Source organism: Pseudonocardia zijingensis (genome assembly GCF_042657305.1).
Taxonomy (GTDB): domain Bacteria; phylum Actinomycetota; class Actinomycetes; order Mycobacteriales; family Pseudonocardiaceae; genus Pseudonocardia; species Pseudonocardia zijingensis.
The window spans coordinates 269,993-295,073 of record NZ_JBHSKO010000006.1; the positions used below are offsets into that span (position 1 = coordinate 269,993).

Genomic DNA, 25,081 nt, shown 5'->3' on the forward strand with positions numbered 1-25,081 from the left:
GAGCGGAAGCTGGAGCACCCGCTCGTCGACCTGGCGCTGATCCGCGACAAGGGGCGGGCGTGCGCCTACGGGGCCGCGTTCTTCCAGTCCTTCGGCCGGGCGGGTGTGACCGTGCTCGTGGTGCTCCAGCAGCAGATCGTGGCCGGTCGCTCCGCGGCCGAGGCCGGGCTCACGGGAATGGTCATGGCACTGGCGATGGTGATCGCGACGCCCGTGTCCGGTCGGCTCGCTGCGGTCCTCACGGCACGGACCCTGACCGCGATCGGCGGAATGCTCTCGGTGGCGGGGCTGGTGGGGCTCGCCCTGTCGCCCGCCACGGTCCCGCTTCCGCTGACCATGGGCTGGTTGGTGCTGGTCGGGGCCGGCATCGGGATCTTCACGACGCCCAACACGGCCGCGATCATGCGCGGTGTCCCGGCCGCCCGGCGCACCGTGGCGAACGCGGTCCGGTCGATGCTCTACAACAGCGCCGCAGCGCTGGGGACGAGCGTCGCGCTGCTGGTGGTGTCGGCCTCCGGCATCGCCGGCTACGACGTGCAGGACGCCGGTCCCGCCGTCCGGGCGGCGTTCACCGTCGCGCTGCTGGTCTGCGCCGCCGCCGAGGCCGTCGCCTTCGGCTTCGGGGTGGCACGGGGCGGCCCGTGGCGGGTCCGGCCCCCGGCACCGGAGCGGCCGCTGTCCGGGGTCGGGGGAGCGGCGCCGTGAGCGATCCGGTGGCGCGCGGCGCCGCCGCCGCGGTGCTCGCCACGACGTCGTTGTCCGCGCTGCTGGTGTTCGGCTCCGCGGCGGCGCTGGGCGTGGCGGTCCCGTCGATGGCGACGACCCTGGCGGGAGGCCGGGCCGGCGCGTCCTGGATGGTGCTGGCGTTCCTGCTCGCCAACTCGGCGACGATCCTGGTCTTCGGCAAGCTGTCGGACTCCCTCGGCCGCCGCCCGCTCTACCTGGGTGGGCTCGCGGTGTTCACGGCCGGTTCGGTGGTCTGCGCCTCGGTCACGAGCGACGGCCTGCTGATCGCCGCGCGAGTCGCGCAGGGCCTGGCGGCAGCCGCGGCGGTCAGCAACACCACCGCGGTGCTCAGCGACGTCTTCCCACCGGGACGACTTCCGCTCGCGTTGTCGCTCAACATCACCGCAGGCGGCTCGGCCACCCTGCTGGGCCCGCTGGTCGGCGGGCTGCTCGTGGACGCGTACGGCTGGCGGTCGATCTTCGTGTGCACGGTGCCCCTGGGGGTCCTCGCCGTCGGGATCGGGTGGTGGAGCCTGCGGTACGCGCACTCACCCGGTCGCGCGACCGGCTTCCGGTTCGACGTGGCGGGCGCGGTGCTGTCGGTCTCGGGGATCGGGGCCGTCCTGTTCGCAGGCCAATTGCTCGCCGACCGCCGGTGGACCGCCGCCGGGCTGGGGTTGTTCGTGGGGCTGGTCGCGCTGGGAGCGTTCGTGGGGGTCGAGCGCCGGGTGCGGGAGCCGATCCTGGACTTGCGGGTACTGGGTGGCGACCGCGGCTACGCCTACGGGTCCTCCTTCTGCGCGGGGCTGGCGTTCGGCCCATCCGTGCTGCTCGTGGTGTTGTACCTGCAGACCGTGCACGGCTTCTCCGCCGGCGTCGCGGGGGCCATGGCCCTGCCGATGGGCCTCGCCCTCGTCGTCGCCTCACCGGTGACCGTCGTGCTGGCCCGGCGGATCTCCGCGCGGGTCCTGACCACGGTGGGTGCGCTGGGAGTCGGCCTGTCCATGGTCGGTCTCGCGGGCCTGCTGGGGGGCGGTCCGGACGTACTCGGGATCGCGCTGCTCCTGCTGCTCGCCGGCTTCGGGGAGGGCATGTTCATGGCGTCGATCACCCGCCGGGTGATCGACGGGGTCGCGCCGGACCGGCGGGCGATCGCGAACGGGTTCCGGTCGGTGCTGCACAACGGCGCGCTCGCCCTCAGCACCGCGCTGGTGCTGGCGGTGGTGCTCGGCACTCCGGGCGACGTGGCGGGCTACGTCGTGATGGCGGCGACGCTCGGGATCACCGGGCTGCTGGCGGCGCTGCTGGCCGCGAGGCGGGTGCGGATCGTATGACGGAGGACCGCGAGATCGGCCCGCGGTGCCGCGACCTCCCCCGTCGGCGGCGGGTACGACGGCGCCGAACCGTGGCGTATTGCCCCGTTCTCCGGAGGTCGCCGCTGGTCAACGTCCTGTGCGCGGGGCCACCGGCAGCGCAATCGGTCGATCGGCACCCGTAACGCGCGGGCAACACCCGGGAGGTTCGGTAGACCCCACCGCACGTGACAGGAGGCCATTGATGATCGTCCCCGATTCGGTCGAGACGAGTGCGTTGCGACGGGCCTACGCTGCCTTCCCCAGCGGGGTGACCGCGGTCTGCGCGCTGCGCGACGGCGCCCCGGTGGGTATCGCCGCCAGCTCGTTCGTCTCCGTGTCGATGGACCCGGCGCTGGTGTCGGTGTGCGTGCAGCACACCTCCACGACCTGGCCGCTGCTGGCCGGCCTGCCCCGGCTCGGGATCTCGGTGCTGGGGTCGACGCACGACCGTGTCTGCCGGCAGATCGCCTCGAAGAGCGGCGACCGGTTCGCGGGCATCGGTCTCACCACCACCCCCGAGGGCGCGGTGTTGCTGCACGGCGCCGCGGCGTGGCTGGATTGCTCGGTCCACGAGGTCATCGCCGCCGGCGACCACGACCTGGTGCTGCTGCGCGTCGAAGCCCTGCAGACCCATGACGACGTCGCCCCGCTGGTCTTCCACGACAGCCGGTTCCACGCGCTGTCCGCGCTGGCCGCCTGATGTCCGTCCAGCCCGACGACCTCGCCCCCGTCGACCGGGTCGGCCCTGCCCTGGCCGCCCTGCGCGCCGGGCGCCCGGTCCTCGTCGCCGACGACGCCGGCCGGGAGAACGAGTACGACGTGATCCTCCCGGCAGCGCTGGCCGAGCCCCGGTGGACCGCCTGGGCCGTGCGGCACACGTCCGGGCTGCTCTGCGCCCCGCTCACCGCCGAGCACGCCGACGCACTCGAACTGGACCCCATGGTCCGCGACAACCAGGACCCGCGCGGCACGGCCTACACGGTCTCGGTCGACGCTGCACACGGCATCGGCACGGGGATCAGCGCGACGGATCGGGCTCGCACCGCGAGGGTTCTCGCCGACCCGGCGAGCCGGCCCGCCGATCTCGTCCGCCCGGGCCACCTGCTCCCGCTACGGGCGCGTACGGGCGGGGTGGTCACCCGCCCCGGGCACACCGAGGCGGGGGTGGACCTGTGCCGGTTGGCCGGGTTGCCCCCGGTCGCCCTGATCGCCGAGCTCGTCGGAACGGGCGCCGGCATGGCAGGCGGCGAGGACGCCGCCCTGCTCGCGGCGCGACACGACCTGCCCGTCCTCCACATCGGTGACCTCGTGCACCACCGGCTGCGGTTCGGCGACGGTGAGCGGGGCCGGGTCACCCGGGCCGCCACCGCCCGGCTGCCCACCGGGCACGGCTCGTTCGACGCCGTGGGGTACCGCGACGAGGTGACCGGTGCCGAGCACGTCGCGCTCGTGGGGCGCGGGCCGGCGACGCGGCCGCTCGTGGCGGTGCACGTCGAATGCGTGACCGGGGACGTGTTCGGTGCCCTCGGCTGTGACTGTGCCCGTCGCGTCGCCGAGTCCGCGGCCCTCGTCGGCCGCGAAGGTGGGATCGTGGTCTACCTCCGCCACCCGGGCCTCCGGGCCGTCGGCGCGCCCGACGGACACACCTGGACGCCCGCCGACGACGGTGCGGCAGGCGCGATCCTCGCCGACCTCGGCCACCGTGCAGTGCGGCTGCTTCCAGGCCCCGCGACGGCGGCGCGTCTCGCCCGCCCCGACCTCGCCGTCTTCCCCGTTCCCGCTCCCACCCCGGCGCCCTCGCCCCGGTCGATTCGCCTCCTGGAGATCCCGTGACCGTCACCGTCGTCGTCGGCAACCCCAAGCCGGGCTCCCGCACGCGGGCGGCCGGTGAGCTGCTGGCCGAGCGGCTCACCGGCGCCGCACCGGAACACGTCGTCGAGCTGACCGAGCTCGGCGCGCGCCTGCTGGGTTGGGGCGACGAGGCCGTCGGTTCGGCGGTGAGGACCGTGCAGACCTCGTCACTCGTCGTGTTCGCGAGCCCGACCTACAAGGGGACATACACCGGCCTGCTCAAGCTCTTCCTCGATCAGTTCGCCGGAGGCACGGGGCTGGCCGACGTCGTCGCGGTGCCGTTGATGCTCGGTGCCGGGCCCGCGCACGCCATGGCTCCCGACCTCACGCTGAAGCCCGTTCTGGCCGAGCTCGGCGGTACCTGCGCCCTGCCCGGCCTCTACCTCCTCGACGCGGGTTTCAGAGACGATCCGGCGCTTCCGGCCTACGCCGATCGCTGGGGCCCGGTGACGCGCGCCCTGATGGCCCTCGACGGAGCGAATGATCGGTGCCCGATACCGGCCGAAGGAGGCCGCGGGGATGGCCCAGGTCGCGCTCCGAGGGACTGACCAAGGCGAAATGATCGCTCGTTGATCTTCGAGGGGCGCGCCGGCCTGTAGACGCCGCTCCCGGGGAGACAGCCATCTGGCGGCCCCGCGCGCCCGGTTAGGACCTGGCCTGTCCGCGGTGATCCTCGTGCGCAGGCGGGGCGAGGTCGCGACGGTGGCGGTGGGCCTCCGGTGGCGCCGCGCATCGTGCGGGGCCGCCTCCCACGCCTCAAGGGCGCCTTCGGCGTCGCTTCGCGCCCCTTGACCCGTGAGCCTCAGCGGCCCCTCCCGGGCATTCGCGTGGGCAGGCCGGGGCCTGCCCTCGTGGCGCGCGGCGCCCCCGGAGGCCGGTTCCGCGGGCATGATCAGTGCTTTGGCGCATTCCCGGGCGAAATCGACCCGGGAATGCGCCAACCCCGTGATCATGGCCAAATTTCGCGCGCTGCGGGCGCCGTGAGATCCGCCGTTTGGCCCCGATTGCCGCGGAGGCCCCGGCCTCGAGCTGCCGCTTCCCGGGGAAGCTGCCTCGCCGCCAGGAGGCCCCACAAAGGAGACATGATCGTCGCTCCGGCGCGAAACCCGATGTGAGGCGTCGGAAAACGCGCCAGACCGGCGATCATGGCCGCTCGCCCGCGTCCGCCGTCACCATCGGCTGCTGGTCCTTCGTCCGCTCCTCGACCTTCCGCTCCTGGTCCAGCAGCGCTCCGAGGACCACGCAGACCGTGCACACCCCGAACATCAGCGCCACGGGCCAGGAGGCGTTGCCGGGCGTCACGCTGATCAGTGCGACGGCGATGAACGGGGCGAAGCCGCCGACGATCGAGCTGGTCTCCTTCGCCGTGCCGATGCCCGTCACCCGGACCTGGGTGGGGAACTGCGCCGCGAAGTAGGTGCCCTGCGCCGCCAGCATCATGGGGATGGTGATGCCGGTGGTGAGCACGAACAGGGCCCAGATCACCACCGGTGACCCGTGGTCGAGCGCCCAGAGGAACGGCAGCCCCAGCATCGCGATCCCCGCCGCTCCGCCGAGCAGGACGCGGCGGGCGTTCCAGCGGTCGGCGAACCGGCCGGCGATCGGGACGGAGAGGATCGCGACGGCGCTGGCGAGCGTCACGCCGAATGCGCCGACGTTCGCCTCCATGCCGCGGAACTCGGCGAGGTAGGTGAGGCTGAAGGTCTTGAAGAGGTAGCTGGCGCTGAGGTAGCCGACCACCACGAGGCTGACGGCCCCCATGCCGCGCCAGTCGGTGCGGAACAGGTCGCGGAACGGCGTCGCCCTCGCCTTCCGGGTGCTCCCGGTGGAGACGCGTTCGAAATCGGGTGTCTCCGGCATCTGGCGGCGGACCCAGTAGCCGAAGCCCACCAGCACGAAGCTCGCCAGGAACGGCAGGCGCCATGCCCAGCCCTCGAGGGCGGCGTCGTCCATGGAGGTGAGGAGGGTGACGGTCAACGACGACGCGAACAGGCCGATGTTCACGCCGAGGGCGGGCAGCGAACCGAAACGGCCGCGCGTGCTCACCCCGGCGTGTTCGTAGGCGACGGCGACGGCGCTCGCGAACTCGGCGCCCGCGGCGAATCCCTGGCCGAGGCGGAACACCACCAGCAGCACGGGGGCGAGCACGCCGATCGTCTCGTAGGACGGGATGAGCCCGATCATGCCCGTCGAGCCACCCATCATCACGAAGGTGAGGGCGAGGACGTGCTTGCGCCCGATCTTGTCGCCCAGGTACCCGAAGAACATGGCACCCAGCGGCCGCACGATGAACCCGACGGCGAACGTGGCGATGGAGGCCAGCGTGCCGGCCACCGAGCTGTAGGTCGGGAAGAAGACCTTTCCCAGTACCAGGGCGGCCATCGAGGCGAAGATGTAGAAGTCGAACCACTCGAGGGCTGATCCGATCACGACCGCCGGCACGACGGTGCGTTTGGCGGCGGCGTGCCCGGTGGGGCTCGCGGGGGGCTGTTGTTCGTTCACGGCACCATTCAGTCCTTGCGCGTCGTTGCGGGCACTGAACTCTCGCTGGAGGACGCCCGGCGCGGCCCGGCGCCGAGATACGACTGCTGCCGCCCTCGCGACGTTTCGTGGTGCGAAACGCCCATATCGCTGTGTGAAGCGGGATTGTGGCCTGTGGGGTGCCGAGGGTCAAGTGCAGCGGGCCGCGGGCACGTGTTGACCGATCGTTTCATGCATCGGTACGGTCATGTCGTCAGACGAAACGCTACTCGAGATGCGAGGAGCAGGCTCTGGACACCGCATACCTGCTGAGACGCGCGGCCGCCTCGTACCCCGACGTGACAGCGGTGGACGACGGCGTCAGCGCCCGCAGCTTCAGCGCACTCATCCACCGGGCCGAGCGACTGGCCAACGCACTGGACGCGCTCGGCGTCGCCGAAGGCGCGAGCGTCGGGATCCTCTCCGACAACCGGACGGAGTTCGTCGAGGCCGACTGCGCGGTCGCGCTCGGGCGGCGGGTCCGGGTGGCCCTCAACGCCCGGCTGCACCTCGACGACTTCCGGCACGTCGCGCAGGACGCCGACCTGCGGGTCCTCCTGTTCTCCCGCCGGTTCGCCGACGCCGCGCACGCGCTGGCGGCCGAGTTCGGTCTCCTCGCCGTGCCGTTCGACCCCGACCCGGACTTCGCGCACTCCTTCGAGTCGCTGGTGGAGTCGGCGCCGGCCGAGCCACGCCGGCGCGACGGGGACCCCGAGGCCGCGTCGTGGATCATCTACACGTCGGGCACGACCGGGCGGCCGAAGGGCGTGGTGCTCTCCCACCGCGCGATCCGCGAGGTCGCCCTCAACCTCCTCCTCGAGCTCGGTCCGGTGCGCACCGGCGAGCGGATCCTGCTCACCCAGGCGATCTCACACGCGTCGGGGTACTTCGTGCTGCCGTACCTGATCAGCGGGGCCGGGGTGCACCTGATGCCGCGGTTCGACCCGGACGAGGTGTGGCGGCGCTCCCGCCAGGAGTGCTTCCGCACCCTGAAAGCCGTGCCCGCGATGCTCGAACCCCTCCTCGACGCCGCTGACGGCGAGTGGGGGTTCGAGACGATCGTGTACGGGGCGTCGAGCGTGGCGCTGCCGGTCCTCGACCGCGCCCTCGACCGGTTCGGCCCGACCTTGATCCAGGACTACGGGCAGTCCGAGGCGCCGATGACCATCACCTGCCTCGGCAAGGACGATCACCTCGACCCCGATGCCCGCCGGTCGGCGGGCAGGCCGTGGCGCTCGGTCGCCGTCGAGGTGCGCGACGAGCACGGCGCGATCGCCGCACCGGGCGAGATCGGCGAGGTGCACGTCCGCGGCAGCCACATGATGACCGGCTACCACCGCAACCCCGAGGCCACCGCCGCCGTGCTCGTCGACGGCTGGCTGCGCACCAAGGACCTGGCGCTGACGGACGAGCGGGGGTTCGTCCACCTGCAGGGACGGAGCGACGAGATGATCAATTCGGGCGGGTACAACATCGCCCCGCGGGAGGTCGAGAACGTCCTGTCAGCACACGCGGCAGTGAGCGAGGCGGTGGTGCTCGGGATGCCCGACCCGCGCTGGGGCGACGCCGTCACGGCTGTCGTGCGGCTGCGGGGCCCGCAGTCGGTCTCCAGCGAGGAACTGATCGACTTCGTGCGCCCGCGCCTCGGGATCCGCACCCCGCGCCGGCTCGAGGTGTGGGACAGCATCCCGCGCACCGCGTACGGGAAGGTCGACCGGGTCGAGCTGCGCAAGCAGCTGGCGAACGGCGGCCCGTCATGATCGACGACGTCGAGGTCGTCGGCGTGGGCGTGCACCCGTTCGGCCGGTTCGTGGACTCCTCGCTCAAGGACCTCAACCGCGTGGCCTGCATCCGCGCGCTCGTCGACGCGGGAATCGGTGTGCGGGACCTCGACGCCGTCTACGCCGCCAACGCGATGGCCGGGCTGCTGCAGGGCCAGGAGATGATCCGCGGCCAGTCGGTCATGCGGGAGATCGGCATCGAGCGGATCCCGATCACGAACGTCGAGAACGCCTGCGCGAGCGGGTCGACCGCGCTCCGGCAGGCGGTGCTGGCGATCCGGGCGGGCGCCGCCGACGTCGTGCTGGTCGCCGGCGTGGAGAAGATGTTCGTCGAGGATCGGACCCGGACGCTCGAGGCGCTCGAGTCGGGCGGCGACCTGGACGTGATCGCCGGGATCGGCCTGCAGTTCACCGCGGTCTACGGGATGCGGTTGAACAAGTTGATGGCCGCGGGCCGCTTGACCCGGGACGACCTCGTGGACGTCACGATCAAGAGCCACGCCAACGGCGCGCGCAACCCCTATGCGCAGCACCGCAAGGCGGTCAGCGCCGAGGAGGTGCTGAGCTCGCGCCCCATCGCCGATCCGCTGACGTTGCTGATGTGCAGCTCGATCTGCGACGGCGCGGCCGCGGTAGTGGTCGCCCGACGGGATGCGGTCGCACGGCCCGACGGCCGGCCCGGGATCCGCATCCGCGCCTCGCAGGCCATGACCGGGTACACCACCGGCGGCGACGGCCCGGGGCTGAGCGAGAGCTGCTCGGTCAAGGCGTACGAGGAGGCCGGGATCGGCCCGGCCGACCTGGACGTCGCGGAGATCCACGACGCCATGGCGCCCGCCGAGCTCATCGCCTACGAGCAGCTCGGCTTCTGCTCGCCCGGCGACGCCGGTGCGCTGCTGCGCAGCGGGGCCACCGAGATCGGCGGCCGGATCGCGGTGAACCCCAGCGGCGGGCTGTCGTCGCGGGGCCACGCGGTGGGCGCCACCGGTCTCGCGCAGGTGGCCGAGCTGACGTGGCAGCTGCGGGGAGAGGCGACGGGACGGCAGACCGATCGGCCGCGGTTCGGGCTCGCCCACAACAACGGCGGCTGGTTGGAAGGGGAGTCGGCGGCGTGCTGCGTGCACGTCCTGGAACGGATGGAGCCGTGGACATGAGCGTGGATCTGGACGCAGCCCTGACCGTCCCACGCACGGCCGAACGTCCCCGCGACGACGGGCGGGCGCTCGTCGGGAGCCGCTGTGGACGGTGCGGGGCGGTCTCGTTCCCCGCGCGGGCCGTGTGCCACGCGTGCGCCACGGCCGGGCCGGCGCAGGAGGTCTTCGCGCCCACCGGCGTGTTGATCACCTGCACCACGGTCCACGTCGCGCGGCCCGGCCTGCAGGCGCCGTACACGCTCGGCCAGGTCGTGCTCGACGACGCCGGTCCGATGGTCTTCGGTCAGGTCCGGGCTCCGGACGGCGGGGTGCGGGCGGGGATGCCCGTTCGCGTGGTGATCGCCGCGCCGGGGGAGACCCCGCGGTACTGGTTCGTGCCGCAGGACGAACCCGCATCTCACCGTTTCGGCAGGTGATACGGTTGCGTCGCGTCACGGAACGACTTCGCGGCCGGTGGCCGGCGCGGCCCAGCACCGCACCAGTGATCCCGAAGGTGGGCGATGGCAGAGACGCGCGACGACGGCGCCATGGTCCGGTCCGTCGGCAGGGCCGTGGAGATCCTCATCGCCCTGGGCCACAGCCCGCTCCCGCTGGGCGATCTGGCCGAGATCGTGAACCTGACCAAGCCCACCACGTACCGCCTGCTGAGCACGCTGCGCGCCAAGGGGATGGTGGTCCAGGACCACGCCAGCGGCCACTACGGCCTCGGCCCTGGCTGCTTCCACCTGATGTCGTCGATCACCAACGGCAACGCGGGCTTCATCTTCGAGGCCACCGACGCGCTCGAGCAGCTGCGCGAGGTCACCTCCGAGACCATCGACGTGCACGTGCGGGCCGGCCGCTCCCGGATCTGCGTCAAGGAGCTCCCGAGCCCGCACCCGATCCGCTACATCTCCGGCGTCGGCGTCTCCGAGGGCATCCACACCGGGTCGGCGGGCAAGGTGCTGCTCGCGTTCATGCCGGAGGCCGAGCGGGAACGGCTGCTCAAGGATCTCCCGCTGCACGCCACCACGCCCAACACGATCACCGATCTCGACACGCTGCGCGCCGAACTGGCCCGCATCGCGCAGGACGGGATCGCCTACAGCTACGGCGAGCGGGTCCTCGGCGCGGTCGGGGTGACGGCGCCCATCACCAACGCGGCGGGCACCATCCTCGCCGCGCTGAGCGTCCTCGGTCCGGCCGACCGGCTGACGGGCGAGCGGCTCGCCGAGGCCGAGCGGCACGTCCGAGCCACCGCCGCGCTGATCTCGTCCACGATCAAGGACCGGACCTCGATGGGCTGACGGCGCCGCCCGCTGGTCCCCGGTTCCGGCTTCGGCGAACCTGCCACCGACCAGCACGGAGGGAGCGATCTCATGCCCGATCCCGACGACGTCGCGCGCGAGCCGGACGTCAGCTCGGCGAACGACGGGAGGGTGCCCATCCGGGCTCGTTACGAGCCCTCCCCGACGACCGCCGAGCCCGCGTTGCGCGCGTGGAGCGATCGCCGGCTCGCCGAACCGGGCCCGTTCCGGCCGCGGTTCATGGTCTATTCGGGGCTCGGTTCGCCCGCGATGACGGCCGAGCGGCTCGCGGTGCTCCAGGAGGTGGGCGCGGAGGCCTTCCAGCTCGCCACCGATCTGCCCACGCAGCTGGGCTTCGACCCCGATCACGAGCTCGCACACGCCCAGGTCGGCAGGGCCGGCGTGTCGTGCGCGACCCTGGACGACTTCGCCACCATCTGCTCCCGGCTGGACCTCGAGGCCGCCGACAGCCTCGGCATGCTGCAGAACTCGCTGGGCCACGTGGCGTTGGGCATGGTCCACAGCGTGCTGGCCGACCGCGGCGCCACGCAGACGAAGCTCCTCATGCAGAACGATCCGCTGAAGGAGTTCACCGCTCGGGGCACGGAGATCCACACCCCTGAGCAGGCGCTGCGCATCGCCGCCGACTGCGTGGCCTTCGCGATCGACGAGGGCATGCCGGGCGCGGCGCTCACCGTGTGCTCCAACCACTACGACGTCGCCGGGGCCGGACCGGTGGTGGCCGTCGCCTTCGCGTTCGGCAACGCCATCGCCTACATGGACGAGCTGGTCGGTCGCGGGTACGCCCCGGCGGCGGTGGCCGAGAAGTTCATGTTCTTCCTCAACGAGCGCAGCGACATGTTCGTCGAGGCGTCGATCTTCCGCACCGCGCGGGTCCTGTGGAGCGAGATCCTGCGCGACCGCTACGGGCTCGAGGTCGCCGAGCAGCCCGTCGCGGTGATGATGGGATACGCCCACGGGCTCGAGTCGGCCGACGAACCGCTCGTCAACATCCCCCGCGTCACGCTCAGCGTGCTGGGCTCGGTGCTCGGCGGGGTCGACTACCTCTGCGCCACCGGCTACGACGAGGCGCTGCGCATCCCATCGGTCGACGCGGCGGCGCTCGCCGTGCGCACGATGCAGGTGGTGGCGTACGAACACGGGGTGGCCACCAGCATCGACCCGCTCGCCGGGAGCGCGAAGCTCCGCGACATCGACGACCACGTCCAGAGCGAGGTGCGCGCCGAGCTGAAGCGCCTGTTCGACGAGGGCGGGCCCCTGGAGGCGATCGAGAACGGGTACCTCACGGCCCGGATCGACGAGAACAGGGGAGCCCGGCAGGACCAGCTGCGCCGGGGTGAGCGGCAGATGGTCGGGCACGGCGTGTTCGACGCCCCCGAGCGGGCCTCGTACTTCGCGGGGAAGAGCACCGGCGAGGTCGACTTCCCCGAGGTCGAGCGCGACGCGGTCGAACGCGTCGGCGAGCACAAGCGGCGCCGCGACTCCGCGCTCGTCGAGCGTTCCCTCAAGGACGTCCGGATGGCCGCGGCGGGCGACGAGAACCTGGTGCGCCCCGCCATCGGCGCGCTGCGCGCGGGCGCCACCTCCGCCGAGATCGTCGCCGCCACGAGGGAGGGCTTCGAGGAGTGAGACGACGTGTCGTACTGGCCAAGCTGGGGCTCGACGGGCACGACGTCGGCGTCCGGCTCATCGGCAAGCACCTCGCGCAGGCCGGGTTCGAGGTCATCTACCTCGGCAAACGGGTGCCCACCGCGCACATCGTGCGGGCGGCCGTGCAGGAGTCGGCCGACGCCGTGGGGCTGAGCTGCCTGAGCGGGGGTCTCGGGCACTTCGCCTCGCTCACCGTCGAGGGCCTGCGCGAGCAGGGCTGCGACATCCCGGTCCTCGCCGGGGGCATCGACGAGCCGGCCGAGATCGACCGCATGCTGGCGGCGGGCGTCGCGGTGCACTTCGGACCGGGCGCGTCGATCGACGGCATCATCAAGGCGTTCGACGAGGCGACGGCCGAGGAGCACGCGTGAGGCTCGCCGTCGCACTGCACGAGAGCACCGGCACGGACGGCGCGGCACTCGTGGACGACGCCGTCCGCACCACGCGGGCCGCCCGCGACGCCGGGTACTCGGGTGTCGTCGCGGGGCAGCACTTCCTCACCGCACCCCGGCCCTACCTGCAGCCGCTGCCCCTGCTGACCCGGCTCATCCCCGAGTCCGGTGACATGCGGCTCGTCGCCGGCGTGCTGCTGCTGCCCCTTCTCGATCCGGTCCAGCTCGCCGAGGAGCTGGCCACCGTCGACACGTTGTGCGGTGGCCGCCTGGTGGTCGGGGCGGGCGCGGGGTACCGGCCGGTCGAGTTCGCCGCCTTCGGGGTGAGCCGGGCCGAGCGGCGCACCCGCCAGCTCCGTGCCCTCGACGAGATGGTGGCCTGGTGGCAGGGCGCCGAGGTGCGCGGCACCGGTGCCCGGCTGGGGCTGCGCCCGGTCGCCTGCCCGCACCCACCCGTCTGGCTGGCCGCGAGCGGGCCCCGTTCGTACGGCGACGCGCTCGACCGCGGCCACACCCCGTTCCTGGGTCCGCAGGTCGCACCCGGGCGGCTCGCCGAGCTCCTCCGCACCCGCCCGACGTCCACCCCGGTCGCCCTCAGGCGTGACGTCCTGGTCACCGACGTGGTCGCGCCGACCGCCGCCGCCGATGCGATCGCGCGCCGGGCCGAGCAGAACGCCGAGTGGGGGTACGGGTCCGCGACGGGGGAGAGCCCCTACCTCGTGGGCTCCGCGGCGGAGTGCCGGGAGCGGATCGCGGAGCTGGAAGCGCTGGGCGTCACCGACCTCGTGATCCGCACCAACTGGGCCGGCATCACCGCGGACGACAGCCGGGAGATGCTCGCCGCACTCACGGGGTAGGTCAGTAGGGGGCCGGAGAGTTCGACTCCGCCCAGCTCTTCTCGGCGTCGGAGCCGGCCGGGGGAGGCGCGAAGCCGTTGATCATCCACAGGTCCTCGCTGGTCTCGTCGACGTGGAACTCCCAGTGCAACCCGGGATGCCGCTCGAGGTGGGGCTGCAGCATGCGCCTGATCCACTCGGCGGTGCGGCGCCTGCTGTCCCGGTCCGGGTTGTGCCGGGCGATGTGGTCGACGGTGACGCGGACGCCCGCGGCGACGGGCTCACCGCCGACGTAGAAGTCCTCGGACCGGGTCTCCTGGAACAGGGTGACGACGTAGAACCGGGGCAGACCGACCTTCTCGTAGTGGTCCGCGATGGTGGACGCGAGCCGGTGCTTGTCCTCGTCCGTGAAGATTCCCGGGGTGTGGTGAACGGTCCACAGCGGCATGACGGTTCGGCATCCCCCACGGCCCGCGGTGTCGCGGGCCCTCAGGCAGTTGGAGTCGGCGGGGATCGTCACCCGCGTGCCCTACCGGGAATCGGGCCGGCGGCGCCGTGACGAGTACCGCCTGACCGAGGCCGGCGAGGACCTGCTGCCGGTGTTCCTGTCGCTGATGCAGTGGGGCGACACCCACCTGCAGGACGGGAGCCCGCCCCTGTCCTTCGTCGAGGCCGGCACCGGTCGGGCGGTGCGGGTCCGGGTGACCGCGGGCTCGGATCAGCAGATGACGTCCGACGACATCCGGGTCCGGCTGAACCCCGCGTGGCGGGGGTGACACCGGTCCAGCGGGCAGCCTGATCGACTCATCGGTAGCCTGCCGGCTCAGCGCGTGTTGATCACACGTCTGGGTCGAGGTGTCTGTCGATGCGAGGGGGCTTGTTGCCATGTCCAGGACGTCATCCGCAGGCGGGGCGGACGGACCCGCGACCGAGGTGTTCACCGCCGTCTCGATCCTGAACCGGGAGGGGCACCCGCCCGTGGGGGCCGACCGCTCGGCCCAGGCGCAGCACCGGCGGGATGCGGAGCCGGGCGCCGAACCGGAGAAGTCCGGGCGCAGCCGACGGGGCGCCATCGCGGGCGGTGCCGGGCTGGCAGGTGGGGTGGCGGTCGGCGTCGCGGCCTTCGCGGGAGGCTCGGAACCGGCTCCCGGCGAGATGGTCGCCGTGGCCGCCGACGGTGGCGAGGGCGCCTACCCGGGCCAGGGCCTGCTCGACCTGGAGGACTCCGCCGACGCACCTCTCGAGCCGGTGGCGATCGACCCGGCCGCCAACACCGGCGCGCTCGACGAGGCCACCCCCGTTGTGTCGCCCGGCGCCCCTGCGGCCGGTCCCGCCCCTGCCGCCGCGCCCGCGTCCGCGGATCCCGGCGGCCCCGATGCGGCCCCTGCTGTCGAGGACGACACCGCCTTCGGCAGCGGCTCCGATGACCGCGCCGACGAGAGCCACACCGACGACGGCGACGCCGGCGACCACGACACGGGCGACGGGGACGCCGGGGGAGGGAACGAGGGAGGTCTCCTCGGAGCCGGCAGCGACGACGGGGTCCTCGGCACCGGTCTCCTGGCCGCCGACGACGACTCCTCCGGCGACGACTCCTCGGGCGACGAGTCGTCCGGTGACAGCGGCGGCGACGGCGGCGGCGTGCTCGGTACCGGCCTGCTCGGCTGAGGCGGAGTCTCTCCCGCCGGCTTCCCCTGTGAAGAAGAGATGCGCTCAGCAGGGCTGAGCGCACGCATGCTTCCGCTATGAGCGCGGAGGTCCGCATCGACACCGGTGCCCTCAGGGGAACGATCCTTCCCGACGCCGGGGTCCGCCGGTTCCTCGGCATCCCCTACGCGGCTGCGCCGACGGGCGCCAACCGCTGGAGGCCACCGCAGCCGGTCGCCCCCTGGACGGGGGTGCGGGACGCGACCGAGTTCGGGCCGGCGAGCCGGCAGCTCCCGCCGCCGACCACCTCGCTCTTCTGCGGGCACGAGTCCGCGTTCAGCGAGGACTGCCTCACCCTCAACGTCTGGACGGGGCCGGCGGATGACCGCGACCGGCCGGTGCTCGTGTGGATCCACTTCGGTGCCTTCACGTTCGGTTCGGCGAGCAACCCGCTGTACGACGGTGCCCGCCTGGCGAGCCGGGGGATCACCGTGGTGACCGTCAACCACCGGCTCGGGAGGCTCGGGTTCCTGGCGCACCCCGAGCTGTCGGCCGAGACCGGGTACGGCGGCTCCGGGAACTACGGGCTGATGGATCAGATCGCGGCGCTGCGGTGGGTGCGGCGCAACATCGAGGCGTTCGGCGGGGATCCGGGCAACGTGACGCTCGGCGGGGTCTCCGCGGGAGGGGACAGCGCCCAGAAACTGCGCTGCTCGCCGCCGGCGCGGGAGCTGTTCCACCGCGTCGTCGCCCACAGCGGACCGGGGGTCACGCCCGCGATCGACGGTCCGGGCCATCCCGGTTACGCCTCCACGCTGCGGGCGGCCGAGCAGGCGGGCGTCGAGCTGTTCGCCGCACTCGGGGTCGGCTCGGTGGAGGAGGCGAGGCAGCTGGACCCCGAGGTGATCCTCCGCGCCGATCTTCCCCGGACACACGGCGAGTGGATCTCCGATCTCGCTCCCGGCGGGGCGAGCATGCACCGTTACGACACCGGATATCCCGTGATCGACGGGTACGTGCTCGTCGAGCCCGTGCAGCGATCTTTCGCCGAAGGGCGCGCGGCGGACGTCCCCGCGATCGTCGGGAACGTCGCCGACGAACAGGCAGGCGCCCGCTACCTGCCCACCGTGGCGGCCTACCGGCGTCATCTCGAGGAGGCGTACGGCGACCACGCGCGCGAAGCGTTCGCGCTGTACCCGGCCGCGGACGACACCGCGGTCGCGAAGGCGAGCCGGTCCCTCGCAGGCGACGAGATCTTCACCATGTCCTCGTGGAACGCGGCGATCCTGCAGAGCGAGAACATGAGGTCGCCGGTCTGGCACTTCCGGTTCGAACGGCAACCGCCCGTTCCCGCCGATTCCGGTCTCCTGGACGCGGTGGAGGCCAGCGCATTCCACACGGCGGACGTCCTCTATCTCTTCGGGACGTACGCCGACCGCGACTGGGGCTGGACCGATGCGGATCGGGCGCTGGCCGAGCGCATCCAGCGGTCATGGATCTCCTTCCTCCGCTCGGGCGATCCCACCGGCGGTGGGGAGATCGAGTGGCCGGAATTCGAGGCCCGGGCGCCGCTCACGAAGGTGTGGGACGTCGAGGACACCGTGGCGGACGTCCTCGACCGCCGCACGCTCGCGTTCTGGCGTGCGTACTGGTCCGGCCCCGGATTCGTCGGCTGAGCCGGTCACACGGGGATCGTCGCGGTGTTGCGCTGCGCGCCCAGGCCCTGGATCTCCGTGGTCAGCACGGCGCCGTCGGTCAGGTACCGCTTCGGGTCGCGGGCGTGCCCGACCCCGCCCGGGGTGCCGGTGGCGATGACGTCGCCGGGGCGCAGGGTCACGATCCGCGAGACGTATGCGACCAGCGCGACCGGGTCGAACACCAGATCGGCGGTGTTCGCGGATTGCACGGTGTCGCCGTCGACCGCGCAGTGCAGGTCCAGTTCGGGGCGGGTGCCGCCGGGCAGCTCGTCCGGGGTGACCAGGTACGGGCCGAGCGGGGTGGTGGCCTCGAAGGTCTTCCCCTGCAGCCATTGCACGCCGCGGTACTGCCAGTCGCGCATGGTGACGTCGTTGAGCACGGCGAACCCGGCGATCGCCGCCTGCGCCTCGGCCTCGGACGCGCGGCGCACCGGGGCGCCGATCACGACGGCGAGCTCGGCCTCCCAATCGACCGCCGCGGAGGCGGGGTCGAGTGCGACCGGGTCGGCCGGGCCGACCAGCGCGTCGGCGAACTTGGCGAACAGGGTGGGGTGCTCGGGCAGCTCGCGACCCATCTCCAGGATGTGGCTGCGGTAGTTCAGCCCGACGCAGAAGATCTTGCCGGGTCGGGGGACGACCGGGGCGAGTTCGGCGGAACCGAGATCGTGCACCGGCCCGCCGGCCGCGGCGGCGCGGTCCCGCCAGCCCGGTTCGGCGAGCAGGGTGCCGACGTCGGGGGAGCCGATCTCGGTCGCGGTGCTCCCGTCGACGCGGGCGGCGCGCGTGCCGGCGGGGGTGCGCAGGGTCGCAAGCTTCACGGGGCCAGAAGCTACGTGTGCCCTGCATGTCGACCGCCGCTCTTCTGCCACGGAGAACCTGCCGAGGCCACGTTCCGGAATGACCGCCCGCCGGCCATTCCGCACGCAAGAAGTTGAGCGGTCGCCGCACAACCGCTGGCTACCGTCGACCGAGGCGCCGCACCGGCGGGCAATCGCAGGAGGACCAGCATGATCGTGACCGCGTTGGCGTGTCCGTCTTCGGAGGATCCCGCCGTTGTGCGCGTTGCTGCGGGCCGGGTGGCACACGGCTTGACCGGGCGCCCACCGGAGGTGGTCCTCGATCCCTCCAGCGTGAGCGCGGCAGCACTGCGGGAGGCCGATCTGCTGGTCCTCGCGGCTGCGGTTCCCCTGCACCCGACCTGTTCCCCGCTCCTCGACGTCCTGGAGGAGGGCGTCCTCGGCGGATGCGTGGTGTTCCTCGCCGGCGTCGGCTCGTGGCCGGCCGAAGCGGGAACCGTCGACCGCGCGGTGCTGCCGGCCGTGCGCCGGGCCGGAGGGCTGTGCATGGCACCGACCCTCCACGTGATCGACGCCGCGCCGGCGCCGATCGAGGCCTACTGCCGGTACTGGCGGCCGATCACGCACAGCCTGCTGCGGGACCGGGCGACCCGGACGGCGGCGGCATGAGCGTCCCGCGGCCGGGTCCGGAGGAGCTGCGCGCGGCGTTCGGCCACTTCCCCAGCGGCGTCGCGGCCGTGTGCGCCCGCGGTGGGGAGTGGGGGGTGGGCATGGCCGTCAGCACGTTCGTGCCGGTGTCGCTCGACCCGCCGCTGATCGCGTTGTTCATCCAGCGGTCCTCGCGCACCTGGCCGGTGCTGCGGGAGCTGCCGCGGCTCGGCGTCAGCATCCTGGCCGAGCACCACGGCACCGCGGCCCGCTCGCTGGCGGCGCGCGACGGCGACCGCTTCGCCGGCGTCGAGCACACCACCGCCGACTCGGGCGCGATCCGGATCGCGGGCTCCACCGCCTACTTCGAATGTTCGGTCGCCGAGGAGTCGCCCGCCGGGGACCACCTGATCGCCCTGCTCCACGTCGAGCGGCTGGACATCGGCGGAGATCACCCGCCGCTGGTGTTCCACCGCAGCCGGTTCGGGCGCCTCGTGCAGACCGTCTGACCGTGCGCGCCCTGTTCACCCCCACCCGTCGCAAGCTCGCCCGAGTTCAACGGAGTGCTCGATGACCCAGCTCCCCGTCGACGTCGACGCCCACGAACCCGCGGCCCCGCCGCGCGCCCGTCGGCGCACCCTCACGCTCACCGCCATCGGCAACGTCTTCGAGTGGTACGACTTCACCGTCTACGGCTTCTTCGCACCGGCGATCGCCGCGACGTTCTTCCCGAAGCAGGATTCGCTCGCCGCGCTGCTCTCGACGTTCGTCGTGTTCGTCGTCGGGTTCCTGGCCCGGCCGGTGGGTGGCCTGATCTTCGGCCGGCTCATCGACCGCAAGGGCCGCAAGACGATCATGCTCTTCTCGATGCTGCTGATGGCGGGCGGGTCGCTCCTCATCGCGGTCGCGCCGGGGTACGCCACCGCCGGCGTGCTCGGGACGCTCGTCGTGGTCCTCGGCCGCCTGTGCCAGGGACTCTCCGCGGGCGGTGAGCAGGGCTCCGCCGGGATGTTCCTCGTCGAGTGGGCGGGGACGGGGCGCCGGGCGTTCTTCGGCAGCTTCCTCAACTCCGCGGCGACGACCGGGGTCCTGATGGGCGCGTTGATCGGTGCAATGCTCACGACGACCCTCGGCACGGCCGTGGTGAACGAATGGGCGTGGCGGATCCCGTTCTTCCTCGGTGCGGCGCTGGCCCTGGTGGTCTTCTTCCTGCGCCGGGACGTCGAGGAATCGCCCGTGTTCCGCGAGATCCGGTCCGCCCACGGCTCGGTGGGGGAGCAGGACACCGCGCCCGTCCACCGGATGCCCAACGGCGTCGTCTTCGTCGTCGTGCTCGGCTTCATCGCGCTGTGGACCACGACCACGTTCATCACGCTCACCTACGTGCCCACGTTCGCGTTCGCGATCGTCGGGGTGGACGCGTCGGGCTCGCTGTGGGCCACCGCGCTCGGCGCGGGGATGACGGCAGCGCTGATCCCGGTCGGTGGGTGGATCTCCGACCGGGTCGGCAGGCGGCCCGTGATCTTCTTCTCCGGCATCGGCTACCTGGTCCTGGCCGTCCCGTTCTTCACGCTCATCGCGACGACGAAGGAGTTCTGGGCGGTGCTGCTGCTCGAGTTCGTACTCGCCTTCTTCTCGGCGCCCATCCTGGGCACGGGCGTCGCGCTGATCGTCGAGATGTTCCACGGCCCCAACCACGGGTTCCTGGTCACCTTCACCATGGCCATCGGCGTCACGATCTTCGGCGGGTTCGGTCCCTACATCTGCACGTGGCTGATCAGCGTCACCGGCGAGCCGGTCTCGGCGTCGTACTGGGTGGTCGCGGTGTCGGTCCTCACGCTCGTCTCCGCCTTCTTCATCCCCCGCAACCTGCACACCCGCCCACTCGCTCGATGAACGGAGAGACGGTCACATGCTGAGCAAGAACACGTTCCAGCTGGGCCTGTTCGCCCTCAACTGCTCCAACGGCATGACCATGACGAAGGCGCCGGAGCGGTGGCACAACACCTGGGACAACAACGTCCGGGCTGCGCGGCTGGCCGACGAGGCGGGGCTGGAGTTCCTGCTCCCCGTCGGGAGGTGGCGGGGGTACGGAGGTGAGACGGACAGCCAGAGCAGCAACTTCGAACCCATCACGTGGGCGACCGGCATCCTCGCGAGCACATCGCGCATCCGCGTGTTCAGCACGACGCACTGCGCCCTGATCCACCCCGTCTTCGCGGCCAAGCAGATGACGACGGCGGACCACATCGGCCACGGGCGCTTCGGGCTCAACATCGTCGCGGGCTGGAACGCCGCGGAGTTCTCGATGTTCGGCGAGTCGCTCAAGGAGCACGACGACCGCTACGCCTACGCGCAGGAATGGCTCGACATCGTCAAGAAGGTCTGGCACGAGCCGGAGCTCTTCGACCACCACGGCCGGTTCTTCGACCTGGTGGGCGTGGAGGGCCACCCCCATCCCGTCGCCGAGCCGGTGATCATGAGCGCGGGCTCCTCGCCCACGGGGAGCGCCTTCGCCGCTCGCAACGCCGACGCGCTGTTCATGGTGATCAACGACCTCGACAGCATGGCCGACAAGGTGGCCGAGGTGAAGCGCCGCAACCCCGAACGCCGCTTCGGCGTGTTCGCCAGCAGCCACCTCGTGTGCCGGCCCACCCGGCAGGAGGCCGAGGACTACTACCACTACATCGTCGACGAGATGGGCGACTGGGAGGCCGCGGACAACATGGCCGCCGGGCGCCTGACGGCCCAGTCGTCCACGGCGGAGCAGCTGCAGGCGCACGCGATGAAGCGGCGCAACATCGGCGGATCCGGGACCTGGCCCGTCGTCGGCAGCTACGACGACGCCGTCGACATGTACGAGCGGCTGGCCGCCAGCGGCCTGTCGGGGGTCGCCGTCGGCCTCATCGACTACATCGAGGAGTTCCCGCACCTGCGCGACGAGGTGCTCCCGCGGATGGAGCGGCGCGGCCTGCGGCTGCCCGTCGCCCCCGAGGACCACGAGGACCCGGCGCGGGCGAAGGCCTTCGCGTAGCACAGCGGACAGGAGACGTCACGCATGAAGGTAGTGGTGGCCGGCGGCGGCATCGGCGGGCTGACGCTCGCGCTGTCGCTCCAGGCGCGTTTCGACGACGTGGACGTCCACGTCTACGACGCCGCCCCCGTGTTCAAGCCGTTGGGCCTCGGCATCAACCTGATGCCGCACTGCGTCCGCGTGCTCACCCAGCTCGGGCTGCGGGACGCGCTGAGCGAGGTGGCCGTGGAGGCGCAGGAGTTCGTCTTCGCCACGCACAACGGCCAGATCGTCTATCGCGAGCCGACGGGCCGGTACGCGGGGCACGACCATCCGCACTTCTCGATCCACCGGGGCGACCTCCACGCGGTGCTGCTGGACGCCGTGCTGGAGCGCCTCGGCCCGGATCACGTGCACACCGACCACCGGCTGGTGGGCGTCACACAGGACGACGCCGTGGTGACGGCGACGTTCCACGACTCCGCGGACACCGTCATCGGACCGGTCGAGGCCGACGTCCTGATCGGCTGCGACGGCGTGCACTCCGTGGTGCGCAGGACTTTCTACCCGCACGAGGGGCCCCCGGTCTTCCACGGCATCAACATGTGGCGCGGGGTCACGAGGATGCCCCCGTTCCTGAGCGGAGCGAGCGCGACGCGCATCGGCGCGCTCTTCCTGACGGGCAAGCTCGCCGTCTACCCGATCAGGAACGACATCGACCAGCAGGGGAACCAGCTCGTCAACTGGATCGCCGAGGTCGTCACCGACGAGCAGGCGCCCGTCGACTGGAGCGCCGCGGGCGACGTCGACGACTTCCTGCACCACTTCGAGGACTGGAAGTTCGACTGGCTGGACTGCGGCGAGCTGATCCGCAACGGCGAGAACGTGCTGTCCTACCCGATGGTCGACCGGGATCCGGTCGACCGGTGGACCTTCGGTCGGGTGACGCTCCTCGGGGACGCCGCGCACCCGATGTACCCGCGCGGCGGCAACGGCGGCGCGCAGGCCATCCTCGATGCCGAAGCGCTCGCGAAGGCGCTCGAGGCCGCGGACGATCCGCGGGACGGGCTGTCGGCGTACGAGCGGGAGCGGCTGCCGATCGTCAACAACATCGTGCTGACCAACCGCACCACGCCCCCCGACACGATCATCGAGGTCGTGGAGCAGCGGACGAACGGTGAGCCGTACGAGCGCCTCGAGGACGTGATCTCGCTCGAGGAGCTCCAGGCGATCAGCCTCGGCTACCAGCGCGTCGCGGGCTACGACAGGGAGACCGTCGCGCGGGGGTGAGGCCGCCCCGGCGACGACGGAGGAGGGACGCGGCCCCCGGGCCACGTCCCTCCTCCGTTCACTACCGATCAGCTGACCCCGAGCACCTTCGGCGGGTTGACCAGCACCTCGGCGCCGCCCGGGCGCACGACCATGCTCCCCCCGTACATCAGGCCGACGTCGGATCGCCACGACCGGTCGTGGAGGTCGATGTTGTTGCCGAAGTGCATCCCCTCCTCGAGCACGAGGTGACCGATCCCCGCGCCGTTGAGGGAGTTCGATCCGTAACCCGGCGCGTAGACGACCGTGGGGAACTCCGGCGAGGCCAGCCCCATCGCGTGGAAGCCGAGCTCGATCCAGTCGATCCCCGCATCGGCCGCGGGCTTGCGGATCTCACGCAACGCCTCGTCGATCGTCTTGCCCGGCACGAGCGCGGTCCGGCTCGCCTCGAAGCACTCCAGCGCGACGTCGAACAGCCGGTACAGCGGCTCGGGCACCCGGGGTCCGATGTGGCAGCTGTACTCGGTGTGCACGAGGTAGCCGCCCCACTTGGTGTGCCACTCCGCCACGATGAGGTCGCCCTCGTTCAGCGGGCGGGTCGTCGGGACCATGGGCTGGTCGGATCCGTGCAGCAGGTGCCACAGCTCGCTGTCCGGGTGCTCGGCGGGACCGGAGGCGAACAGGTTGAAGACGTTCGGCTCGCCACCGTTCGCGATCTGCGTCCGGATCATCTCGGCGTAGACCTCCGCCTCGGTGGCGCCGGCGGCCGCGGCGTCCACGAGCGCGTCGATGGTCTTCTCCGCGACCCCCGCCGCACGGCGGAGCATCTCGATCTCCTCCTCGCTCTTGCGGACGCGCAGCCGCTGGAACGCGTACCCGAAATCGATCAGTTGCGCGTCCGGGAGGAGCGCCTCGAGCGCCGCCTGCTCGCCGGAGAGGATCGTGGACGTCGTCTGGATCGTCGAGGAGAACCCCACCAGGCCCAGCCGTGCGCGGCCGAGCCCGCGGTCCTTCAGCTCGGCGGCGAGCTCGGGGATCCCGTGGCCGATGCGGATGTCGTCCACCCAGCCGTGCAGCGCCTCCTGGAAGTGGAAGGGCTGGCTCATGTGGGCCACCGCGTTGTAGAGCACCGGGTCCCGGTCCAGGAAGAAGAGGGCGCTCGACCCCATCTTCGCGCCGGTGCCCGTGAGGTAGCGGATGTTCGCGATCCCCATGTCCCAGTAGATGTCGTTGCCGAGCAGCACGAGCGCGTCGACGCCCGCCATCAGCATGTCCTTGCGCAGCGCGTCCCAGCGCCGGTCCCGCTCCGCCACGCTCAGGTGGGGGTGGTGGTCGCCGGGCACCTTGGACGGCTTCGCGCCCTTCGGGATGGGGTGCGGCGGGAACGGGGGGAGGAGGCCGAGCGCCCTGACCTCGGGTCCGAGCGTCGCAGGGATTCCGGTGACGAACTCGATGTTCTCGTTGGCTTCCGTGGTCACGGGTCCTCGATTTCTGGTCGACTTCTGAGCTGCCGTTGCGTCTCATCGTCAGCGCGCGGGGCCGCGCAGGAGCCGAACTTCTCCTCGGCGGAAACCGCGACTACCGTCTCCTCCGGTCCCAGAGGGCGAGGTCATCATGCCGATCAACGTCGAGTACCAGAAGCCGACGTACTCCGTGAACTCGATCGACAACGCCCTCAGAGCCATCCACATCCTGCGCGACTTCGGCTCCGCGCGGGTCTCGGACGTCGCCAAGATGCTGGGCATCGCCGACTCCACGGCGCACCGGATCATGGCGATGCTCGTCTTCCACGGGTTCGCAGTGCAGGACGACCAGCGGCGCTACTGCGCCGGGCCCGCGCTCAGCGCACCCGTCATCTCGTCGGAGGTGGCGCGCGACATCCAGAAGCTCGCCCACCCCACGATCGACGCCCTGGCCCGCGACTACGCGGAGACGGTGTGCCTCGCCACCCGCGTCGGCGTGCACACCCGCGTCCTGCTCTCCGTCGAGCCGGAGGATTCCGACCACGTCCCCGAGCGCACCGGGAACGTGCTGCCCGCCCACCTCAGCGCGGCCGGGCGGGCGCTGCTCGCGCTGCTGCCGGAGGCGCAGGTGGAGAGCCTCTACCGCAGCCCGGCCGCCGAAGCCCGTGGATCGCAGCTCTCCGACCGCGAGTACCGGATCCTGCTCGACGAGCTCGAGAACACGCGCAGGCGCGGGTTCGCCCGGTGCGTCGAGAGCATCAACAAGGGGATCTCGGCGATCGCGATCCCGGTCACCTCGCCGCACTCGCCGCCGGTCGCGATCGTCGTCAGCACGCCGTCGCAGCGTCTGATCGAGCTGTACCGGACGCCCGAGCGCCGGAGCCTGCTGTTCAACGCACGCGACGACCTGGTCGCGACGCTGGCGTTGAAGCTCGCACCGACCGAGGCGACCTCCGACCTGATCGCCTGAGCCCT

General features: G+C 72.0%; 25 protein-coding genes. 21 read left to right on the forward strand and 4 right to left on the reverse strand.

Going from position 1 to position 25,081, the window contains the following annotated elements:
* The first annotated feature begins 39 nt into the window (after positions 1-39).
* From ACFPL3_RS15425 to ACFPL3_RS15445, 5 genes are all read left to right on the forward strand, one after another.
* A complete protein-coding gene (locus tag ACFPL3_RS15425) occupies positions 40-705 on the forward strand; it encodes an MFS transporter (protein ID WP_379589208.1) in 666 nt (221 codons plus the stop codon).
* Positions 702-2,060, forward strand: coding sequence for an MFS transporter (locus tag ACFPL3_RS15430; RefSeq protein ID WP_379589160.1), 1,359 nt, complete (start codon positions 702-704; stop codon positions 2,058-2,060). The genes ACFPL3_RS15425 and ACFPL3_RS15430 overlap by 4 nt, the downstream gene beginning before the upstream one ends.
* A 223-nt stretch (positions 2,061-2,283) precedes the next feature.
* On the forward strand, positions 2,284-2,781 hold the full coding sequence (locus tag ACFPL3_RS15435) for a flavin reductase family protein (RefSeq protein ID WP_343941664.1): 498 nt from the start codon (positions 2,284-2,286) through the stop codon (positions 2,779-2,781).
* Positions 2,781-3,914, forward strand: a complete 1,134-nt coding sequence (gene ribB, locus ACFPL3_RS15440; RefSeq protein ID WP_343941663.1) for a 3,4-dihydroxy-2-butanone-4-phosphate synthase — start codon at positions 2,781-2,783, stop codon at positions 3,912-3,914. Before ACFPL3_RS15435 ends, ribB begins: the two co-directional genes overlap by 1 nt.
* A complete protein-coding gene (locus ACFPL3_RS15445; protein ID WP_343941662.1) occupies positions 3,911-4,480 on the forward strand; it encodes an NADPH-dependent FMN reductase in 570 nt (189 codons plus the stop codon). The genes ribB and ACFPL3_RS15445 overlap by 4 nt, the downstream gene beginning before the upstream one ends.
* A gap of 595 nt (positions 4,481-5,075) precedes the next feature.
* Here the strand turns inward: ACFPL3_RS15445 and ACFPL3_RS15450 are convergent.
* On the reverse strand, positions 5,076-6,434 hold the full coding sequence (locus tag ACFPL3_RS15450; protein WP_343941661.1) for an MFS transporter: 1,359 nt from the start codon (positions 6,432-6,434) through the stop codon (positions 5,076-5,078).
* A gap of 158 nt (positions 6,435-6,592) precedes the next feature.
* On the opposite strand from ACFPL3_RS15450, the gene ACFPL3_RS15455 reads away from it, so the two are divergent.
* From ACFPL3_RS15455 to ACFPL3_RS15485, 7 genes are all read left to right on the forward strand, one after another.
* Positions 6,593-8,212 carry a class I adenylate-forming enzyme family protein gene (locus tag ACFPL3_RS15455; RefSeq protein ID WP_379589162.1) on the forward strand — a complete coding sequence of 540 codons (1,620 nt, stop codon included), beginning with the start codon at positions 6,593-6,595 and terminating at the stop codon, positions 8,210-8,212.
* Positions 8,209-9,387, forward strand: a complete 1,179-nt coding sequence (locus tag ACFPL3_RS15460; protein ID WP_343941659.1) for a thiolase family protein — start codon at positions 8,209-8,211, stop codon at positions 9,385-9,387. Before ACFPL3_RS15455 ends, ACFPL3_RS15460 begins: the two co-directional genes overlap by 4 nt.
* Complete coding sequence (locus ACFPL3_RS15465; RefSeq protein WP_343941658.1) at positions 9,384-9,803, forward strand: Zn-ribbon domain-containing OB-fold protein; 420 nt, start codon at positions 9,384-9,386, stop codon at positions 9,801-9,803. The genes ACFPL3_RS15460 and ACFPL3_RS15465 overlap by 4 nt, the downstream gene beginning before the upstream one ends.
* Positions 9,804-9,887: 84 nt before the next feature.
* Positions 9,888-10,673, forward strand: a complete 786-nt coding sequence (locus tag ACFPL3_RS15470) for an IclR family transcriptional regulator (protein ID WP_343941657.1) — start codon at positions 9,888-9,890, stop codon at positions 10,671-10,673.
* 72 nt (positions 10,674-10,745) lie between these two features.
* The gene (locus ACFPL3_RS15475; RefSeq protein ID WP_343941656.1) at positions 10,746-12,323 is read left to right on the forward strand and encodes a methylmalonyl-CoA mutase family protein; all 1,578 of its coding nucleotides are present in this window, start codon (positions 10,746-10,748) and stop codon (positions 12,321-12,323) included.
* Complete coding sequence (locus ACFPL3_RS15480; protein ID WP_343941655.1) at positions 12,320-12,715, forward strand: cobalamin B12-binding domain-containing protein; 396 nt, start codon at positions 12,320-12,322, stop codon at positions 12,713-12,715. The genes ACFPL3_RS15475 and ACFPL3_RS15480 overlap by 4 nt, the downstream gene beginning before the upstream one ends.
* On the forward strand, positions 12,712-13,593 hold the full coding sequence (locus tag ACFPL3_RS15485; protein ID WP_343941654.1) for an LLM class flavin-dependent oxidoreductase: 882 nt from the start codon (positions 12,712-12,714) through the stop codon (positions 13,591-13,593). The genes ACFPL3_RS15480 and ACFPL3_RS15485 overlap by 4 nt, the downstream gene beginning before the upstream one ends.
* A gap of 1 nt (position 13,594) precedes the next feature.
* On the opposite strand, the gene ACFPL3_RS15490 is transcribed toward ACFPL3_RS15485, so the two are convergent.
* A complete protein-coding gene (locus tag ACFPL3_RS15490) occupies positions 13,595-14,020 on the reverse strand; it encodes a tautomerase family protein (RefSeq protein WP_343941653.1) in 426 nt (141 codons plus the stop codon).
* On the opposite strand from ACFPL3_RS15490, the gene ACFPL3_RS15495 reads away from it, so the two are divergent.
* The 3 genes from ACFPL3_RS15495 (at position 14,019) to ACFPL3_RS15505 (ending at position 16,895) form a co-directional block, all read left to right on the forward strand.
* On the forward strand, positions 14,019-14,348 hold the full coding sequence (locus tag ACFPL3_RS15495) for a winged helix-turn-helix transcriptional regulator (protein WP_343941652.1): 330 nt from the start codon (positions 14,019-14,021) through the stop codon (positions 14,346-14,348). The two genes, ACFPL3_RS15490 and ACFPL3_RS15495, sit on opposite strands and share 2 nt — an antisense overlap.
* A 109-nt stretch (positions 14,349-14,457) precedes the next feature.
* Positions 14,458-15,240: a hypothetical protein gene (locus tag ACFPL3_RS15500; RefSeq protein ID WP_343941651.1), complete on the forward strand. Its 783-nt coding sequence runs from the start codon at positions 14,458-14,460 to the stop codon at positions 15,238-15,240.
* Between the two features lie 77 nt (positions 15,241-15,317).
* Positions 15,318-16,895: a carboxylesterase/lipase family protein gene (locus ACFPL3_RS15505; RefSeq protein ID WP_343941650.1), complete on the forward strand. Its 1,578-nt coding sequence runs from the start codon at positions 15,318-15,320 to the stop codon at positions 16,893-16,895.
* Between the two features lie 5 nt (positions 16,896-16,900).
* Here ACFPL3_RS15505 and ACFPL3_RS15510 read toward each other — a convergent pair whose 3' ends face one another.
* Positions 16,901-17,734 carry a fumarylacetoacetate hydrolase family protein gene (locus tag ACFPL3_RS15510; RefSeq protein WP_343941649.1) on the reverse strand — a complete coding sequence of 278 codons (834 nt, stop codon included), beginning with the start codon at positions 17,732-17,734 and terminating at the stop codon, positions 16,901-16,903.
* A gap of 312 nt (positions 17,735-18,046) precedes the next feature.
* Between ACFPL3_RS15510 and ACFPL3_RS15515 the strand changes: the two genes are divergently transcribed.
* The 5 genes from ACFPL3_RS15515 to ACFPL3_RS15535 all read left to right on the forward strand — a co-directional run bounded on the left by ACFPL3_RS15515 (position 18,047) and on the right by ACFPL3_RS15535 (position 22,664).
* Positions 18,047-18,382 carry a hypothetical protein gene (locus ACFPL3_RS15515; protein WP_343941648.1) on the forward strand — a complete coding sequence of 112 codons (336 nt, stop codon included), beginning with the start codon at positions 18,047-18,049 and terminating at the stop codon, positions 18,380-18,382.
* Positions 18,379-18,870, forward strand: a complete 492-nt coding sequence (locus ACFPL3_RS15520; RefSeq protein WP_343941647.1) for a flavin reductase family protein — start codon at positions 18,379-18,381, stop codon at positions 18,868-18,870. Before ACFPL3_RS15515 ends, ACFPL3_RS15520 begins: the two co-directional genes overlap by 4 nt.
* 61 nt (positions 18,871-18,931) lie before the next feature.
* On the forward strand, positions 18,932-20,257 hold the full coding sequence (locus tag ACFPL3_RS15525) for an MFS transporter (RefSeq protein ID WP_343941646.1): 1,326 nt from the start codon (positions 18,932-18,934) through the stop codon (positions 20,255-20,257).
* Between the two features lie 16 nt (positions 20,258-20,273).
* Positions 20,274-21,395 carry an LLM class flavin-dependent oxidoreductase gene (locus tag ACFPL3_RS15530; RefSeq protein WP_343941645.1) on the forward strand — a complete coding sequence of 374 codons (1,122 nt, stop codon included), beginning with the start codon at positions 20,274-20,276 and terminating at the stop codon, positions 21,393-21,395.
* A gap of 24 nt (positions 21,396-21,419) precedes the next feature.
* Positions 21,420-22,664: a flavin-dependent oxidoreductase gene (locus tag ACFPL3_RS15535; RefSeq protein ID WP_343941644.1), complete on the forward strand. Its 1,245-nt coding sequence runs from the start codon at positions 21,420-21,422 to the stop codon at positions 22,662-22,664.
* A gap of 68 nt (positions 22,665-22,732) precedes the next feature.
* Here the strand turns inward: ACFPL3_RS15535 and ACFPL3_RS15540 are convergent, their stop codons facing one another.
* On the reverse strand, positions 22,733-24,121 hold the full coding sequence (locus ACFPL3_RS15540) for a M24 family metallopeptidase (RefSeq protein ID WP_343941643.1): 1,389 nt from the start codon (positions 24,119-24,121) through the stop codon (positions 22,733-22,735).
* A gap of 136 nt (positions 24,122-24,257) precedes the next feature.
* On the opposite strand from ACFPL3_RS15540, the gene ACFPL3_RS15545 reads away from it, so the two are divergent.
* The gene (locus ACFPL3_RS15545; protein WP_343941642.1) at positions 24,258-25,076 is read left to right on the forward strand and encodes an IclR family transcriptional regulator; all 819 of its coding nucleotides are present in this window, start codon (positions 24,258-24,260) and stop codon (positions 25,074-25,076) included.
* The last annotated feature ends 5 nt before the right edge of the window (positions 25,077-25,081 follow it).